Raw genomic sequence first — 15,445 nt, forward strand, 5'->3', positions numbered from 1 at the left:
CCTGACCGATGAAAGATTTTGCAGCCATAGATTTCGAGACGGCCAACGGCCGGCGTACGAGCGTCTGCTCGGTGGGCGTCGTCGTGGTGCGTGGCGGCGAGGTGGTCGACACGCTTTACAGCCTGATCCGCCCGCGTCCTAATTTTTACAGCCGTTTTACCACGGCTATCCACGGCCTCAGCTACGAGGATACGGCCCAGGCGCCCGACTTCGCGGCCGTATGGAGCGAGATTGCACCCCGCATCGAGGGGCTGCCGCTCGTGGCGCACAACTCGCCCTTCGACGAGGGGTGCCTGCGCGCCGTGTTCGAGTTGTACGGGATGCCTTACCCCGGCTACCGGTTCTATTGTACGTGCCGCGCCTCGCGCAGGACGTTCGGCAGCCGCCTGCCCAACCACCAGCTCCATACCGTGTCGGCGGCGTGCGGTTTCGACCTTGCCAACCACCACCATGCCCTGGCCGATGCCGAGGCGTGCGCGCGGATCGCGCTGAAAATCCTGTAACGGGGTTCCTGTCCCGAAACAGAAACTCCCGGCAACAGCCGGGAGTTTTCGTATTTTCCTGTTGCCGGGTCAGAGCCCCAGCTCCAGCTGGAAGCGGATTTCCCAGCGGTTGTAGTCGGGGTCGAACGATTCGCTGCGGTGGTTGTACGACATGTCGGCCTGTACTTTCAGGCTGTGGCCGATGATGTAACGGGTGATGCCTACGGTCGTCTGGTTCCAGCGCTTGTACCCCGCAAAGGGTTGTACCTCGTGCTCGGGGAAGAGCGTCGAATTACGCAGGGCGACCTCCCATTTCTTGTCGAACAGGTAGCTGGTCTGTATGTTGAGCCCCTGCCCGCTGTATACGAAGGCGTTGCTCTGGGGGTCGAACAGCGGTCGGTCGCAGCTGCGTCCCATGAAATCGGTATAGAATGCGAAGCCCCGGTATTTGAGGATGAAATCCGCGAAATAGGAGCCGATGTTGCGGGTCGCGTCGTCCGGCATGATGGCGCCGCGCTGGCCTTTCAGGCGCGATGCCTTGTGGTTGTAGGAGTAGGCTCCGGCCACGAGTATCTTGACCTGCTCCTCGCCTTCGAAATCCCCCTCCATCACGTCGCCTTTCGACTTGAACCGCCCCAGCGGGTAGAGCTCCAGCCGTCCCGTGTAGGCGAGCCCGCCGTTGGACGAACTGCCCCAGTTGCGGCCTTCGCCCAGCGTCACCGAACCTTTGGCCGAGAGGTTGAAGCCCTCGCCCCCGCGCATGTTGTATTCGCCGAAGAACCCGAAATCGCGGTCGAGGTTGAACTCGCTGTTGACGATGCTGCGGTCGACGAATTGCAGGGCGCTCGAAGAGTTAATGCGCGCCCGGTTGGCCTTGATTTTGGTCTGCCCGAACCCGATGTTCCACTTGGGACTCGGGACGTAGTAGACGATTGCGTCGCGGACGATGTTCATATTGCCGTTGGGCAGCGGTTCCGTGTCGTAGGAGGTGAATCCCAGCTGAACCGAATAGACCAGTTTCGGGGAATAGATGTACCCGTCGAAGCGCAGGCGCAGGCGCTTGACCTGCGCATCGGTTTTCGTGAGCGTGAAATCCTTGTCGAACGAGAGTCCCACCATGTTCTGCATCCGGAAGCGCATTGTCAGCGAGAACCAGTTGCTTTTGGGGCGGAACGTGATGCCCTTGCCGACTTCGAGGTTGGGCATGTTGCGTACGCGCTCCAACAGTTCGTGTTCGTCTTCGAGCGAATCGGCGGAGATGAATTCGGTTTGCCTCAGCGGCGAGCGTTCCTGTGCTGCAGCGATTGCGCAGCTGCACGTTAGCAGGAGCAGAAGGAGTGTCTTTTTCATGTCGGTCTTGTCTGTCTGTCTGTTTGTTTCGTTTTGTTTCGGCCGGGTTCGGGCAAAAATACAAAAAATATGCTCTTACCCGGTTAAGTCGCTGCAAAGTTGGGCGGTAAACCTGAAAAGAATATGAAATAGCCGTTGGAATCTTCCCGAAAAGGAATTAAATTTGTGGTGCGGCATCCGGGTACGGTTTCCGTTGGCGGCATGTTGCCGGACGGACAATAAACCTGCCGGTTTTACGTTTTATGAAACGACAGAAAAATTAAAGACCATGACAACGACAAAATTCAAGGGCACGCCCGTGCATATCGACGGCGAATTCATCCGGGCCGGCGTCCAGGCTCCCGATTTCGAATTGGTAAGGGGCGACCTCTCCCCGCTGAAACTCAGCGACCTGAAAGGCAAGCGCGTCGTGCTGAACATATTTCCCAGCCTCGATACGGGCGTCTGTGCGACTTCGGTGCGAAAATTCAATAAGCTGGCATCTTCGCTGCCCGACACGGTCGTCGTGGCCGTGTCGAAAGACCTGCCTTTCGCGCAGTCCCGGTTCTGTACGACCGAGGGCATCGCCAACGTCGTTCCCGCGTCGGATTTCCGTGCTGCGGGTTTTGCCGGCGCCTATGGCGTGCTGATGGCCGACGGCCCGCTGGCCGGGTTGCTCGCCCGTGCCGTGGTGGTGATCGACAAGGCGGGGAAGGTGGTTTACACCCAGCTCGTGCCCGAAATTACCGAGGAACCCGATTACGATGCGGCCGTCGAGGCCGTGAAAGCCTTATAAACTTAAATAGTAAAGAAATGATACGATTGAATGTTTTTATCCGTACGACGGATTCCAACCGCGAGGAAGTGGTAAATACGGCCAGGGAACTGGTGGCGGCTTCGCTCAAGGACGAGGGCTGCGTTGCCTATGACCTGTTCGAAAGCACTACGCGCAATGACGTGCTGATGATCTGCGAGACGTGGAGCGACGCCAAGGCGCTGGCTGCGCACGAGCAGGCGTCGCATTTCACGACCCTCGTACCGCGCCTGCACCAGCTCAGCGAGATGAAACTCGAGAAGTTCGTTTTCTGATGCCTTGTACGGGAACACATAAAAGCCTCTGTTTCGATACAGGGGCTTTTTTTGCCTTTGACTGCGGCGAAACCCTGTCGTAACCGCCGTCCCGCAGCCTGATCCCCGGATACCAAACGATAACCAAAACACATCTAACCCCATCAAGACAAATAATTAACCCGCGCTTTTCAGCTCAGATTCGACTCTCATATTTAATTTTTTTATACTAACCAAATTTTATATGACTATGCGAACTAATTATTTGTTGTTCTTTGCAGTTCTTCTGGGAGCCTTTCCCGCGGCCGGGGCACATGCCGCAGCCGATTCCCTCTCGACCGGCGTGGTGCTTTATTCGCCCTATACGAAGATCGTCGTATCGCCGGGAGCTTCCATCAATTACAGCGTCGACCTGATCAACAACGGCCATGAAATCCGAACCGAGAACATTGCGCTCGGCGGCCTTCCTTCCTCCTGGAAATACGACATCAAGTCCGGAGGCTGGAATATCGAGCAGATGGCCGTCCTGCCCGACGAAAAAAAGAATTTCACCCTTACCGTCAACGTCCCGCTGAAGATCAACAAGGGAAGCTATAAGTTCCATCTCTCGGCGGGCGAAGCCCGGTTGCCGCTCACCATCGTGGTCTCCAAACAGGGGACTTACCAGAGCGAATTCACGACCGATCAGCCCAACATGCAGGGCAATTCCAAATCGAATTTCACCTTCAGCACCACACTCCGCAACCAGACCGCCGACCGGCAGCTCTATGCGCTGATGGCCGATGCCCCGCGGGGCTGGAACGTGGTGTTCAAGCCCAACTATAAGCAGGCGACCTCGGCGCAGGTCGATGCGAATGCCAGCCAGAATATCTCCGTCGAAGTTACGCCCGCGGCCAATGCCGAGGCCGGAACCTATAAAATCCCCGTGCGTGCCGTCACCAATTCCACCTCCGCGGAACTGACACTCGAAGTCGCCATCACGGGGACGTTCCAGATGGAGGTGACTACACCCAAGGGGTTGTTGAGCGCCGACATCACGGCGGGCGATACCCGCCGTATCGACCTGGAGGTCGTCAATACCGGATCGTCGGAGCTGAAGGACATTCAGCTCTCCTCGCGCAAACTCGCCGGGTGGGAACTCTCGTTCGAGCCGTCGAAGATCGCGTCGCTGAAGGCCGGGGCTGCGGCCAACGTCACGGCCGAGCTCAAGGCTTCGCCGAAAGCCCTCCCGGGCGATTACGTGGTCGTGATGGATGCCAAGACCCCCGAGGTGACTGCCGATGCGCAGTTCCGGATTTCGGTGAAGACGCCCCTGTTCTGGGGATGGGTCGGCGTGCTTGTCATCCTGGCTGCCGTGGGAGGGGTCTATTGTCTTTTCCGCAAATACGGAAGGAGGTAGGCCATGGCTGAAGAGGTAATCGTATTGACCGACCTGACGAAAAAATACGGTGCTTTCACGGCAGTAGACCGTATTTGCCTGTCGGTGGCGAAGGGGGAGGTCTTCGGTTTGCTCGGGCCCAACGGGGCGGGCAAGTCGACTACCATCCTCATGATGCTCGGACTGACCGAACCGACGTCGGGCAATGTCAGCATCTGCGGGATTGACGCTACGCACAACCCGATCGAGGTGAAGAGGCGTATCGGCTACCTGCCCGAGGATGTCGGCTTCTACGACGACATGACCGGTGTGGAGAACCTGATGTATACGGCCGCGCTGAACGGGATTGCGCGCGACGAGGCGCACAGCAGGGCCGTGCGGCTGATGGAGCGCGTCGGATTGGGCGAACAGATGGAGAAGAAGGCCGGGAAATATTCCCGGGGCATGCGCCAGCGGCTCGGGCTGGCGGACGTGCTTATCAAGCAACCGCAGATCGTCATCCTGGACGAACCTACCTCGGGGATCGACCCCGCCGGGGTGCAGGAGTTCATCGCCCTCATAAAACAGCTCAGCAGCGAAGGGCAACTGACCGTGTTGTTCTCTTCGCACAACCTGGAGCAGGTGCAGAAGGTTTGCGACCGCGTCGGGCTTTTCAACCGGGGGCGGCTCGTGGCACAGATCGGCCTGGAGGAACTGCGGCGCGAAAACCGCGATCTGGCCGATGTCTACAACCGCTATTTTACGGAAGGGGGTGGGCAGCATGACTGACCAGAAAGTGCATTCCCCGTTCTGGACGATCGTCCGGAAGGAGATCGCCGACCATGTGCGCAGCCTGCGGTTCATTATTCTGGTGAGCATCATCGTGCTCACCTGCGCGGGGTCGTTGTATACGGCGCTTACGAATATCGCGGCCGCGATAAAGCCCGACGATCCGGACAGCTCCTTCCTCTTCCTGAAACTCTTCACGGTGTCGGACGGGACGCTCCCTTCGTTCGTATTTTTCATCAATTTCCTGGGGCCTTTGCTCGGTATCGCATTGGGCTTCGATGCCGTTAATTCAGAGCAGAACAAAGGGACGCTCAGCCGTATGCTGTCGCAGCCCATCCACCGCGACTGTATCATCAACGCCAAGTTCGTGGCTGCGCTGATCGTCATCGGGGTATTGCTCTTCGCACTGGGCTTTCTGGTGATGGGGTGCGGCTTGATTGCCATCGGCATTCCTCCGACCCCCGGGGAGTTCTGGAGGATCATCCTGTACATCATTACCGGGATCTTCTACGTGGCATTCTGGCTTACGGTGGCGATCCTGTTCTCGCTCTGTTTCCGCCAGGCGGCTACCTCTGCGCTGGCATCCATCGCCGTGTGGCTTTTTTTCAGTGTGTTCTATGCGATGATCGTCAGCGTGGTCGCCCGGGCGCTGAGCCCCTCCGAGATGGCTCCGGTCTACCACCAGCTCAGCTACCAGCGGTTTATCCTGGGGCTGATGCGGCTGGCGCCGAGCGAACTGTTCAACGATGCCACTTCGACGCTGCTCATGCCTTCGGTGCGGAGCCTCGGCCCCCTGACGATGGAGCAATTGGACGGGGCTATTCCCAGTCCGCTGCCTCTGGGCGAGAGCATCAAGGTTGTGTGGGCGCAGTTGACCGGACTGATTGCCGCGACCGTCGTCTGCTTTGCCGTTTCCTACTCGATATTCATGCGGCGGGAAATCCGTTCCCGATAGGACGGAAGACTGGTGTGGGCGAGGGCGGCTGAGAATACCCAGCCGCCCTCGCCGTATCCGTATCCCCTCCCCTCAGAACGGATAGCCGATCGCCAGGTGGAACCCGAGCCCGTCCTTGAAGCTGGAGATGTTGTAATACCCCGTCTTGTCGGGATTGGGGTAGGGGGTGTGGATGCCGATTCCGAGGTCGGCACGGATGACCAGGTAGCTGATGTCGTAACGCAACCCGAATCCGGTGCCCAGCGCGATTTCATTGAGCAGCCCTTTCCATTTCAGTTCCGCACCGGGGCGTTTGGGGTCTTTTTTCAGCAGCCAGATATTCCCGGCGTCGAGGAAAACGGCGCCGTTCAGGCGTCCCATGATGCCGAAGCGGTATTCGATGTTGGCCTCCAGCTTGAAATCGCCCGTCTGGTCGAGATAGCCGTTGCGGTCGTTGGCCGGGGGACGGTAGCTGCCCGGCCCGAGCGACCGGATCGTGAAGGCGCGGATGCTGTTGGCGCCTCCGATGTAGAACTGCTCGCTGTAGGGCATCACCTCGGAATTCCCGTAGGCATATCCCACGCCGACGAGCAGCCGCGTCGCCAGCCAGTTGTTCCGGCGCCCGATGCGGTGGTAGAACTTCACTTCGCTCACCTCCTTGACGAACTGCGAAAAGCGGTTCCCGAACAGGTGCTGGGGCTGTTTTTCGCCGAACAGGCTCAGCACGCCCGAGAGGATGTTGCCGGCCGAGGTGACGCTGTTCTGCCAGTAGAAGCGGCGGTTGCCGGTGCTGCCGTAGGTCTTGTCGAACGTATAGGTATAGTTGATCGACGGTACGAACTGGTTGCGGAAACTCATGGCGATGGCCGGGTTCTCGTCCATCGTCTTGTCGAAGGCTTCGGTCGTGTGCAGCAGCTTGTTGTAGGTGAGTTTGAATACGGTCAGCGAATGGCGGCTGTAAGGCGAGGTCTGGAAATTGTATCCCGCCGAGCCGCTGAACGCGATCAGCCGGAAGAAGCTGGGGCGGTTCATCAGGTCGACCCCGAGCTGGAACGTCGTGCTCCCGGGGTATTTCAGCCTGCGCGTGATGAACGACGGCAGCAACAGCCGCGGAATGCTGAGGTTCGCATTCAGTCCCAGTTCATAGGAGTTGAGCCGTGAGGAACGGCCGCCGGAGTTTTTGTTGCCCGTCTGCCATTCGTACGAGCCGTTCAGTTTCAGGGCGAGGACTTCGCCGCCCCGGAACAGGTTGTTGTTGCTGACCTTGAAGGTGATGCCGGGGCCGATGAAGCTGTTCGACTTCGAGGTTACGTCCGTTTCCAGGGCGGCTTCCAGCGGATAGTCGAACTGCGCGTCGATGGCGACGTCCAGCGTGTCGGAGCCCCGCAGCGAGTCGAGCGGCGTGACGCTCAGGTTGACGGAACGGAAAATGCCCAGCTTGTTGAGGTCGGTCTGCGTGCGGTTCTGGGCATCTACCGTGAAGAGCTGCCCGCTTCGGAGCGTGAGGGCCCTGGACAGGATCCTGGGGCGGATTTTCATCGGCCGCTGGGCGATGACCGTCGCATTGCGCAGGCGGAGCGTGTCCGTCGGGCCGGGTTTGATGTTCGTCAGCCGCACCGTGATGCCGCCCACCCGGTAGGGCTTGAGCGCCACCTCCGGCAGGTTGGGCTTGAGGTTCAGGCGCAGGTCGACCTGCCGCAGACCGGAAGTCGTATCGGCCAGGTATTCCAGGTATTCGGGACGGAAATAGTAATATCCCCTGTTGCGCAGCAGCTGGGAGATCCGTTTGCGTTCGAGCGTGAGGCTGTCCATGTTGTACTGCGCCCCCACGCGGAGCAGGGACGTGGCCCGGAGACTGTCCATGAGATGTTCCATGCCGCTGTCCACCTCCGGGTAGGCGATCTTCGAATAGTGCCAGGGCGGCGCTATGCCGAGCGTATAGTACACCTTTGCCTTCCGCCCGTGTTTGCGGTAGAGCAGGGAGTCTGCGGCGTGCGAGCCGAAATAACCGTAATTTTCGAGCACCTGTTCCGCGACCTTCGTCCGGAGCCGGGGCTGCACCTTCGAGATCAGCACGGGCTGTTTGGCCAGCCGTTTGAATAACCAGTATTTGAATCCCTTTTCCCTGGGTGTGTAGAGATAGTTGTAGGCCCACAGCCCGATCGGCAGCGGGGTGCGGATATAGGGGCTGTAAAGCGGGTTGTTCGGGGCGACCGACAGCGGTTCCTTCACGGCCGATTCGGCTGCGGCGGAGAGCACGACGCCCGAGTCGGGTTCGATCCGGATTTTCTTCACGCCCGTATACAACACCTCGTCCGACCCCAGCCGGCGGGTGGTGGAGCAGGCCGCTACCGACAACACGGCGCAAACCAGGATGCAGGTATTTCTAATGTGTGCCGGCCTCATCTCGTTTCTGTTTTTTCGCTTTGGGTTTCGTCGACTTGAACAGGTCGCCCAGCCTCAGCAGTTTTTTCCGGATCACGAAGCCCACGCCCGTTTCGGTGATTTCGCCTTCGAGGATGCTTTCGTACCCGGTATGGCGGAATACTTTCAGATACATGTTGTCGCGCTTGGTCAGCATGTATTCCAGCGAAATGTCGTCGATCAGGTTCTCCTTGAGGTTCTGCGACGGGTCGGCATCCGTGCTGAACTTGCCTCCGATGACGGCGCGCACGCGGTTGCTGAACAGGTTTTTGGACAACCGGTAGGAGTAGTCGGTGCGCTGGCCGTTGGGGTCGTCCTCGCCGTAGGAGTTGATGCCGAAGCTCAGGTCTACGCCCTTCAGGTTGTTCTGCGCCCACTGGTTCAGCTCCTTCTGGATAAACGAGTTGAGCGGGTTCTCGGAGCTGACCTTCGCCGTGGTTCCGGGGCCCGTGTAGGTGTTGTATATCAGCAGGTTCATAGCCTGGTTGGCCCGTTGCTCGGCCGTGAGCGAATTCAACTGGTTCTGCATGGTGAGGTCTTCGGGGGCCGAAAGCCCGAAGCTGACCTCCAGGTCGTCGAGCGAATTGCGGATGTTGATGGAGATATCGAAATTCACCGCACGGTTGTCCTGCCCGTCCGAGGAGACATTGGCACGTACGGTCTCCACGGCCGTGATGTTGAAAGCCGGGTCGGCGATGTTCCCTATCCATTCGACATAGCTGTCCGGCGTGATCTTGAAGATTTTTTGGGAGATGATGGGCGGATTGTAGCGTACGCTTCCGCCCGAAAGCACATATTTTCCTGACAGGCGGACGTCGCCCAGCGGATTCATGGTATAGGTCAGGTTGCCGCCTCCCTTCAGGTCGATCCGGTTGTTGCCGTCCGCCGAAAGGTCTACGGCCGCCTGTACGTCGTTGTTGATGTTGACATTCACCAGTACGTCCATACCTCCGATGCGTATTGCCTGCGATGTCTCTTCCTGTCCCTGGGAGTCCAGTTCCCGGAACGAGACGAACGTCACGATGTTTTGCGGACGCTCCTTCACGTCCATCGGGGAGTCCTGCATGACGTAATTGATGTCCGTGCCGCCCAGCAGGGCTACGTTCCCGCGGACGACGAGTTCGTCCAGGGGGCCTTTGGCCGTCGCGTCCAGGTCGAGGTAGGCCTTTCCGTAGACCGACGTCCCCTCTTTCCGGGCTACGTCGACCGCCTGGAAATCCGACGCCCGGAGCGCGAGATCGGCCGTCATGCGGCTGAAATCGGCCAGGTCGACCTCGCCGCCGATCGTCAGCGGCTTGCTGTTCGGGGCGAGGAGCGTGTAATCGTCGAATATGACGCGGCTGTCGTCAATGCGGATCGTGTCGGACGACAACCGGAACGACGTGCCGATCATCGGCACGCAGATTTCGGTCTGTGCGAAGTGTACGCCCCCGTCCAGCCTCGGCCGGTCAGCGGCGCCTCCTGCGTGGATTTTCGCCTGCAACCGGCCCCGGAGGCGGATCAGGTCGTCGGGCAGGAATACGTTGGCCTGCTGCAACGGGAATCCGGGGATCGTCGCCGTGAGGTCGAGCGGGCTTTCGCGCTCTGCGCGGTAATCTCCCCGGACGGTCAGTACCTCGGCGCCGTCGAGCGTCAGCCGCGCATCGGCCATATGTCCCTGATCCTGCTTGTAATAGAGTCCGAAGTCGACGTTGCCGAACCGCCGTTTGTCGTACGACAGCTCCGCGATGGACAGGTCGCCGCGCAGGGTCAGGCTGTCGGGCGTCATGCCCAGCGTCATGTCCGTACCCAATATCCCGTCGACGGGCGGGGCGGAGGGCAGCAGCCCCAGTGCGGAACCGATGTTCAGGCCGGCGATATCCAGCCGGATGTCGTCGGACGCCCCCTCTCCGGGAACCGTCCGGATTGCGAACCGCTGGTCGCCGTGCCTCATGTCGAGGTCGGCGTCGATGCTTTTGCCATACCTGTAAACGAGGTAATTGCCGGGGTTTACCGTCCAGGGTTCGTACCCGAATACCGGGTCGGGCGGCGTTACGCCCGCCCTGACCAGACTGTCGTTCCATTCGACATCCAGCCCGAAGCGGAACCCCTCGCGTCCCGCCCGGTTTTTCTGGCAGAGGTTTACCTGGCCCCTATTTCCGGCCACATGGCCGTACAGCCCTGCGAGGGCTATGTTGTTCAGGTTCCCCGGGACGTTCGCCGTGCGGAGGAAATAATCCAGCCGGCGGCCGTCCTGCGCGATGCCTGCCGTCAGCGTGTCGAGGACGACGCCTCCCCAGGCCAGCCTCTCCGCCTTTATCCGGAGGGATACCGGCAGGGAGTCGCAATTCACGCCTTCGATGTCCAGCGCGCCGAACGACACCTTTTTTGTTTTCAGAAAATTATTCAGGATATTTTCGCGTCCGGCCGTGACACTCAGGCTGAAATCGGGCAATGCGGGTTTCAGGGCCTCCATGTCGACGCTTTGTGCCCGTATCTGCCGTGCGAGTATGTCGGCGCTCCGCGTCAGGGCCGGAACCAGCGAGTCCACGGGCCCGGGGGAGACGAATGCCAGCGACAGGTCGCCGGATGCCAGTTTGGCCCGCGTCGCCGTCGTGTCGGAGCTCAATGACAGGCTCGTCGGACGGATGCGGTCTGTGCGGTGCCGGGTTCTGACCTCGATGCTGTCCAGGGATATCCGGGCCGTGTAGCTGCCGGCGTCCGAGGCGGACGCCCCGGCCTCCAGCGCGAACGACCCGCCGATTTTCTGCGGGGAGATTCCCAGCTCTGCCAGGTCGAAATCGAAGACGTTGCCCGTGAGCCTGACTTCCTGTTTCCGTTCGGTCAGCGTGCCCGAGACCAGCAGCAACAGCCGCAGCGCCTCGTCACGGTCGGACAGGCGGCCGGAAAGTTGTCCTCCTTCGAGGTTTGCGTTCAGCTCCACGCCTCCGAAATCCCTGCCGCGGAACTCCGCCCGGTCAACCTGCAGGCGGATGTTCCCCCGGGTCTGCGCCCGGAGCGGATCGAATCCGCTGCCCCCGGCCTGCAACGCCAGGTCTAAAAGGCCCAGCGAATCGGCCGGCAAAAACCTGTTCAACGGGAAGCTGTCGCACCGTAATTCGATGCCATAGGCCTCGCTGCGGGTATCCAGCCGGCCTTGCAGGGCTATCTCCCCGCCGTCGGCCGAGAGCGTCGAAGCGGCCGAGAACGCCCCTTTGTCTGCGCCGGCCGTTCCGTGGAGCCGGATGCGGTCGGGAATCGCTATGCGCCGCCGCAGGGCGGAGTCGGGCAACAGCGCTTCGAGGAACGCCATATCCCTGAAATCGCCTTCGAACCGTGCGGAAGCCTCCATGCGGCCGGGATCGAGCACATTTCTCGCCGCCCCGTCCGCCGTGAATGCGACGTGTCCGGGCGAGGAGATGTCCAGCCCGGCTTTTCCGATGTCGCCCAGCGTCCCCGCTGCGGTGAGCGCCAGGCTGACGATACGTCCGTCGAGCACGGGCGGTATCAGCGCCGGATAGAGGTATTTTAGGTCTTTGGTGTTCACGTCGGCCGTGAGCGCTGCCTTGAGTGGCGAATCCGGAGCCAGTGCCAGAATCCCCTCCCCGGCGGAGATGTTGGCCTCGATCCGGGAAAAGGGCGTTTTCAGGGTGACGCCGGCAAGGGATATGCCCGAGGCGTCCATGCCGATGTCCCCGGTCATGTCGCTCACCGTGAGCCCGCTGCGCTCGGTGAACGCCATGCGGCGGATTTGCAGGGCTATGTCCGCACCCCGGTTGTAGATCGAATCGACCGCCAGGTCGAGCGTCGAGAGGACGATGAACGACGGGTCGAATCCCGCTGCGGGACGATGGTTCAGCAGCCCGTATTCCGCCCGGTTGCCGGTCAGCACGACGCTGCCGACCCGAACCGTCCAGGGGAGCGACGGCGTGCTGCCGCCGGGGGCGGGAGCTGCCTCCTGTTTCTCTTTTCCGGGCACTGCCGGCCCTGTCAGGTAGGAGTAGCCGCCCCGGTTCAGCAGTACGCTTTTCACGGATACCTGCTGGCTGTCGAGCCGCACCCGGCATTCATCCACCGTGCCTTCGGCCAGGCGGACGGAGAGTTCCGATACGGCAGGTGCCGTCCGCATCCCGAAAGCCAGGTTGTCCACCGAGAGTTTCCCGATGCCGATCGTCCACGGCAGTGCGGCCGTGCTGTCCGCTTCCTCTTTCGGAGCCGCTTGCGTTATGTCCAGCCGGACATCGGCATCCGACAGGACGAGGCTGGCGATGCCTGCCGTATTTGCCGAGAGGTCGGCCTTGGCCGCATCCAGGGACAACAGGCCCGCCGAAAGGCGCATGTCCATGCCCGCCAGCGAATCCTTGTAGCGGGCGGCGACCCGCTCCAGCCCGAAGCTCCGGATGACGACCTCTTTCCGAACCAGGGGCCACAGGGCGACATCCAGCGAGAGCCTGCCGCAGCTGAGGAGCGTATCGGCCTTGTCGACCAGCAGCGTGTTGTCCACCGATAACCGGAGCGGAAAGGAGAGCCGGAGACGTTCGACGGACAAATCCATCCCGAGCGCCCGCGAGGCATAGCCGACCGCGCGCTTCCGAACGAAATCCTGTACGGCCGGTATGTAGAGCAGGGCGGGAACCAGTATCAGGACGACGAGGACAACGAGCAGCGCACGGAGCGTATATTTGATGATCTTTTTCAGCATTAAAATAGTGTCGTATGTCGTAATATCTTGTAATGCAAGACGTTGGCATATGATGGCATCCTTGGTTTTACGGGCAGCCCGTAAAATCGGGGCAAGTTACTAAAAATCCGATGATTGCACAACGGCAATTCCCCCGATAAACGGGCTTATTCGAGGTCTCAATCGTCTTTTTTGATTTCACCCTGCTGCCCGGGCGGCACCTTCGCGGCTGCCACAGCCGTTGCCGGAGGGCATATATCGCATATCCTCGCCGGACGCCGTGCCGCGCCTACCGGAAGAAGCTGACGAGCAGCATCACATTCAGGACGGTCACTACGGCCCCGATCCCGTAGAGCAGGTATTTGGTGAACCGCGAGTTCCGGTATTTGCCCATCACACGCTCCGAAGAGGTCAGGTGTACCTGCAGGAAGACCGTGAAGGGCAGCTGGATGCTGAGTATCATCTGGGAGTAGATAAGCCCTTTGAACGGGTCGCCGATCAGCAGGATGATCAGGAATGCGGCGACCAGCGAAACCATCACGCCCGTCCGGGAGTGGTTGTCCCTGATGTCGTAGGGCTCTTTGAATATCCCGGCGAAGATCGAGCCCGCGGCCATTCCCGAGGTGATCGTCGAGGAGATCCCCGCGAAGAGCAGGGCGACGGCAAAGATATGCGTCGCGCTTCGCCCCAGGAGCGGTTGCAGGAGCGAATCGGCCTGCTGCAACTCCTCCACGGGTGTTTTTGTCACGAAGAAGGTCGCTGCGGCCAGCAGGATCATCGCGCTGTTGATCGCCCAGCCCACCAGCATCGAGAAGATCGTGTCTGCGTACTCGTAGCGCAGTTGCCTGCGGATGACCGCGTCGTCGCTCAGGTTCCACTGGCGGCTCTGGATCACCTCCGAATGTAGGAACAGGTTGTGGGGCATTACCACTGCGCCCAATACGCTCATGATGATGACCATCGAACCTTCGGGGAACGAGGGCGTCACCCATGCCCGGGCGGCTTGCGGCCAGTCGATCGTTACCAGCGACAGTTCGTAGATGAACGACAGCCCGATGATCGAGACGAAGGCAATGATCCATTTTTCGATCAGCCGGTAGCTGTTGGTGAAGAGCATGACGACCACGAACACGAGCACCAGCAGCGCGCCGATGCGCACCGGTACGCCGAATAGCATCTGCAATGCGATCGCCCCGCCCAGGATTTCGGCCAGCGAGGTGGAGATCGACGCCAGCACGGCCGAACCCAGCAACGGGCGCGACCATGCAGGTTTGAGGTATGCAGATGCCGCTTCCGACAGGCAGAGGCCCGTGGCGATGCCCAGGTGTGCGACGTTGTGCTGCAATACGATCAGCATCACGGTCGAGAGCGTCACCATCCATAGCAGCGTGTATCCGTATTGTGCGCCTGCGGCCAGGTTTGAAGCCCAGTTGCCGGGGTCGATGAACCCCACGGTGACGAGCAGTCCCGGGCCGATGTATTTGAAAATCTCCAACCCGCCCATCCGGGGCTTGTGATCCGGGCCGAAGAGTCGAGACCAGAATGACATAGTTACATAGTTTATTTCGGCCCGCAAAATAAGAAAAATAAATCGTTTTTACGGGTTGCCTGCCGGACAACTTCGTGCGGGCGCGTCAATTGCCGGCTCGGTTTTCGGTTATATGTGCAGGTGGAATAATTTGGCGATGCCCGTCACGACGATCTGCACGCCGACGCAGAAGGTGAAGAAGGCGACCATCTTGTTGATGACGATGCTGCCGCTGGTGCCGATTTTCCGTATGATGCGCTCGCCCTGCGACAGGAACAGGTAGAGGATCAGGCACATCAGTACGACTACCAGCGCGATGATCGCATAGGAGAGCAGCCCTTTGGCCCAGCCGTCCTTCATGCTCACCGAGGCCATCAGCGTCAGGATGACCGAGACGCTGCCCGGGCCGATGCTGATCGGGAAGGTGATCGGGTAGAAGACCTGCGATTCGAGGGCTATTTTGTGGAGCGGATTGACATCCTTGCCCTGCGCGTGCCCCACCGAGGAGTCCGAGTCGCTGAGCCATTGCAGGGCGGTGCGGCAGATCAGCAGCCCGCCGCCCAGCTGGATTACCGGCAGCGAGAGCCCGAAGAGCGTCAGCACGAAATGCCCGACGGCCAGGCTGCCCAGCCCGACGAGCAGATAGTCGGTGATGATCCTCCGGATGATCGACTTGCGGTCTTCATCGTCCAGCCCCGACAGAAGCCCGTTGACCAGGAAGCCCGCACCGACGGGGTTCGCCACCGGAAACAACGCCATGAAGGCGGATATGAACGTGAAAAGAAATCCTTCCTTTAACATCTTGGGGTTCGGAACTTTGTATTGTGGTGCGAAAGTCATCAATAACTATTCCAAACCTCCGGTATGTCCGCAT

At 60.2% G+C, this 15,445-nt stretch carries 11 protein-coding genes; 6 read left to right on the forward strand and 5 right to left on the reverse strand.

Annotation, left to right across the window (positions count from 1 at the left end; translation table 11 throughout):
• The first annotated feature begins 8 nt into the window (after positions 1 to 8).
• Complete coding sequence (locus NQ559_RS12035) at positions 9 to 503, forward strand: 3'-5' exonuclease (protein ID WP_018696864.1); 495 nt, start codon at positions 9 to 11, stop codon at positions 501 to 503.
• Positions 504 to 572: 69 nt separating this feature from the next.
• Here NQ559_RS12035 and NQ559_RS12040 read toward each other — a convergent pair whose 3' ends face one another.
• Positions 573 to 1,832, reverse strand: coding sequence for a porin (locus tag NQ559_RS12040; protein ID WP_018696865.1), 1,260 nt, complete (start codon positions 1,830 to 1,832; stop codon positions 573 to 575).
• A 268-nt stretch (positions 1,833 to 2,100) separates the two neighbouring features.
• Between NQ559_RS12040 and tpx the strand changes: the two genes are divergently transcribed.
• The 5 genes from tpx (at position 2,101) to NQ559_RS12065 (ending at position 5,980) form a co-directional block, all read left to right on the forward strand.
• On the forward strand, positions 2,101 to 2,607 hold the full coding sequence (tpx, locus tag NQ559_RS12045) for a thiol peroxidase (RefSeq protein ID WP_018696866.1): 507 nt from the start codon (positions 2,101 to 2,103) through the stop codon (positions 2,605 to 2,607).
• 17 nt (positions 2,608 to 2,624) lie between these two features.
• Positions 2,625 to 2,900, forward strand: coding sequence for a putative quinol monooxygenase (locus tag NQ559_RS12050; protein ID WP_026318563.1), 276 nt, complete (start codon positions 2,625 to 2,627; stop codon positions 2,898 to 2,900).
• A 223-nt stretch (positions 2,901 to 3,123) separates the two neighbouring features.
• Positions 3,124 to 4,278, forward strand: a complete 1,155-nt coding sequence (locus NQ559_RS12055; RefSeq protein WP_026318564.1) for a COG1470 family protein — start codon at positions 3,124 to 3,126, stop codon at positions 4,276 to 4,278.
• A 3-nt stretch (positions 4,279 to 4,281) separates the two neighbouring features.
• Positions 4,282 to 5,025 (forward strand): ABC transporter ATP-binding protein, encoded by a 744-nt coding sequence (locus NQ559_RS12060; protein WP_018696869.1) that lies wholly within the window; start codon positions 4,282 to 4,284, stop codon positions 5,023 to 5,025.
• A complete protein-coding gene (locus NQ559_RS12065; protein ID WP_018696870.1) occupies positions 5,018 to 5,980 on the forward strand; it encodes an ABC transporter permease in 963 nt (320 codons plus the stop codon). Before NQ559_RS12060 ends, NQ559_RS12065 begins: the two co-directional genes overlap by 8 nt.
• Positions 5,981 to 6,052: 72 nt before the next feature.
• Here NQ559_RS12065 and tamL read toward each other — a convergent pair whose 3' ends face one another.
• The 4 genes from tamL to NQ559_RS12085 form a co-directional block, all read right to left on the reverse strand.
• Positions 6,053 to 8,365: a translocation and assembly module lipoprotein TamL gene (tamL, locus tag NQ559_RS12070; protein ID WP_026318565.1), complete on the reverse strand. Its 2,313-nt coding sequence runs from the start codon at positions 8,363 to 8,365 to the stop codon at positions 6,053 to 6,055.
• Positions 8,346 to 13,064, reverse strand: coding sequence for a translocation/assembly module TamB domain-containing protein (locus tag NQ559_RS12075; protein WP_018696872.1), 4,719 nt, complete (start codon positions 13,062 to 13,064; stop codon positions 8,346 to 8,348). Before NQ559_RS12075 ends, tamL begins: the two co-directional genes overlap by 20 nt.
• Before the next feature lie 268 nt (positions 13,065 to 13,332).
• Positions 13,333 to 14,592 (reverse strand): Nramp family divalent metal transporter, encoded by a 1,260-nt coding sequence (locus tag NQ559_RS12080; RefSeq protein WP_026318566.1) that lies wholly within the window; start codon positions 14,590 to 14,592, stop codon positions 13,333 to 13,335.
• Between the two features lie 108 nt (positions 14,593 to 14,700).
• Complete coding sequence (locus tag NQ559_RS12085; RefSeq protein ID WP_018696874.1) at positions 14,701 to 15,372, reverse strand: MarC family protein; 672 nt, start codon at positions 15,370 to 15,372, stop codon at positions 14,701 to 14,703.
• Between the last annotated feature and the right edge of the window lie 73 nt (positions 15,373 to 15,445).

Origin of the sequence: Alistipes onderdonkii, assembly GCF_025145285.1 — a bacterium.
In the GTDB taxonomy this organism is placed as follows: Bacteria; Bacteroidota; Bacteroidia; order Bacteroidales; family Rikenellaceae; genus Alistipes; species Alistipes onderdonkii.

Excerpts from the sequence above, each read along its gene's own strand:
- NQ559_RS12050 (WP_026318563.1), top strand. The coding sequence starts at position 2,625 with ATGATACGATTGAATGTTTTTATCCGTACGACGGATTCCAACCGCGAG.
- NQ559_RS12065 (WP_018696870.1), top strand. The coding sequence starts at position 5,018 with ATGACTGACCAGAAAGTGCATTCCCCGTTCTGGACGATCGTCCGGAAG.
- NQ559_RS12040 (WP_018696865.1), bottom strand. The coding sequence starts at position 1,832 with ATGAAAAAGACACTCCTTCTGCTCCTGCTAACGTGCAGCTGCGCAATC.
- NQ559_RS12055 (WP_026318564.1), top strand. The coding sequence starts at position 3,124 with ATGACTATGCGAACTAATTATTTGTTGTTCTTTGCAGTTCTTCTGGGA.
- NQ559_RS12075 (WP_018696872.1), bottom strand. The coding sequence starts at position 13,064 with ATGCTGAAAAAGATCATCAAATATACGCTCCGTGCGCTGCTCGTTGTC.
- tamL (WP_026318565.1), bottom strand. The coding sequence starts at position 8,365 with ATGAGGCCGGCACACATTAGAAATACCTGCATCCTGGTTTGCGCCGTG.
- tpx (WP_018696866.1), top strand. The coding sequence starts at position 2,101 with ATGACAACGACAAAATTCAAGGGCACGCCCGTGCATATCGACGGCGAA.
- NQ559_RS12060 (WP_018696869.1), top strand. The coding sequence starts at position 4,282 with ATGGCTGAAGAGGTAATCGTATTGACCGACCTGACGAAAAAATACGGT.
- NQ559_RS12085 (WP_018696874.1), bottom strand. The coding sequence starts at position 15,372 with ATGTTAAAGGAAGGATTTCTTTTCACGTTCATATCCGCCTTCATGGCG.
- NQ559_RS12035 (WP_018696864.1), top strand. The coding sequence starts at position 9 with ATGAAAGATTTTGCAGCCATAGATTTCGAGACGGCCAACGGCCGGCGT.
- NQ559_RS12080 (WP_026318566.1), bottom strand. The coding sequence starts at position 14,592 with ATGTCATTCTGGTCTCGACTCTTCGGCCCGGATCACAAGCCCCGGATG.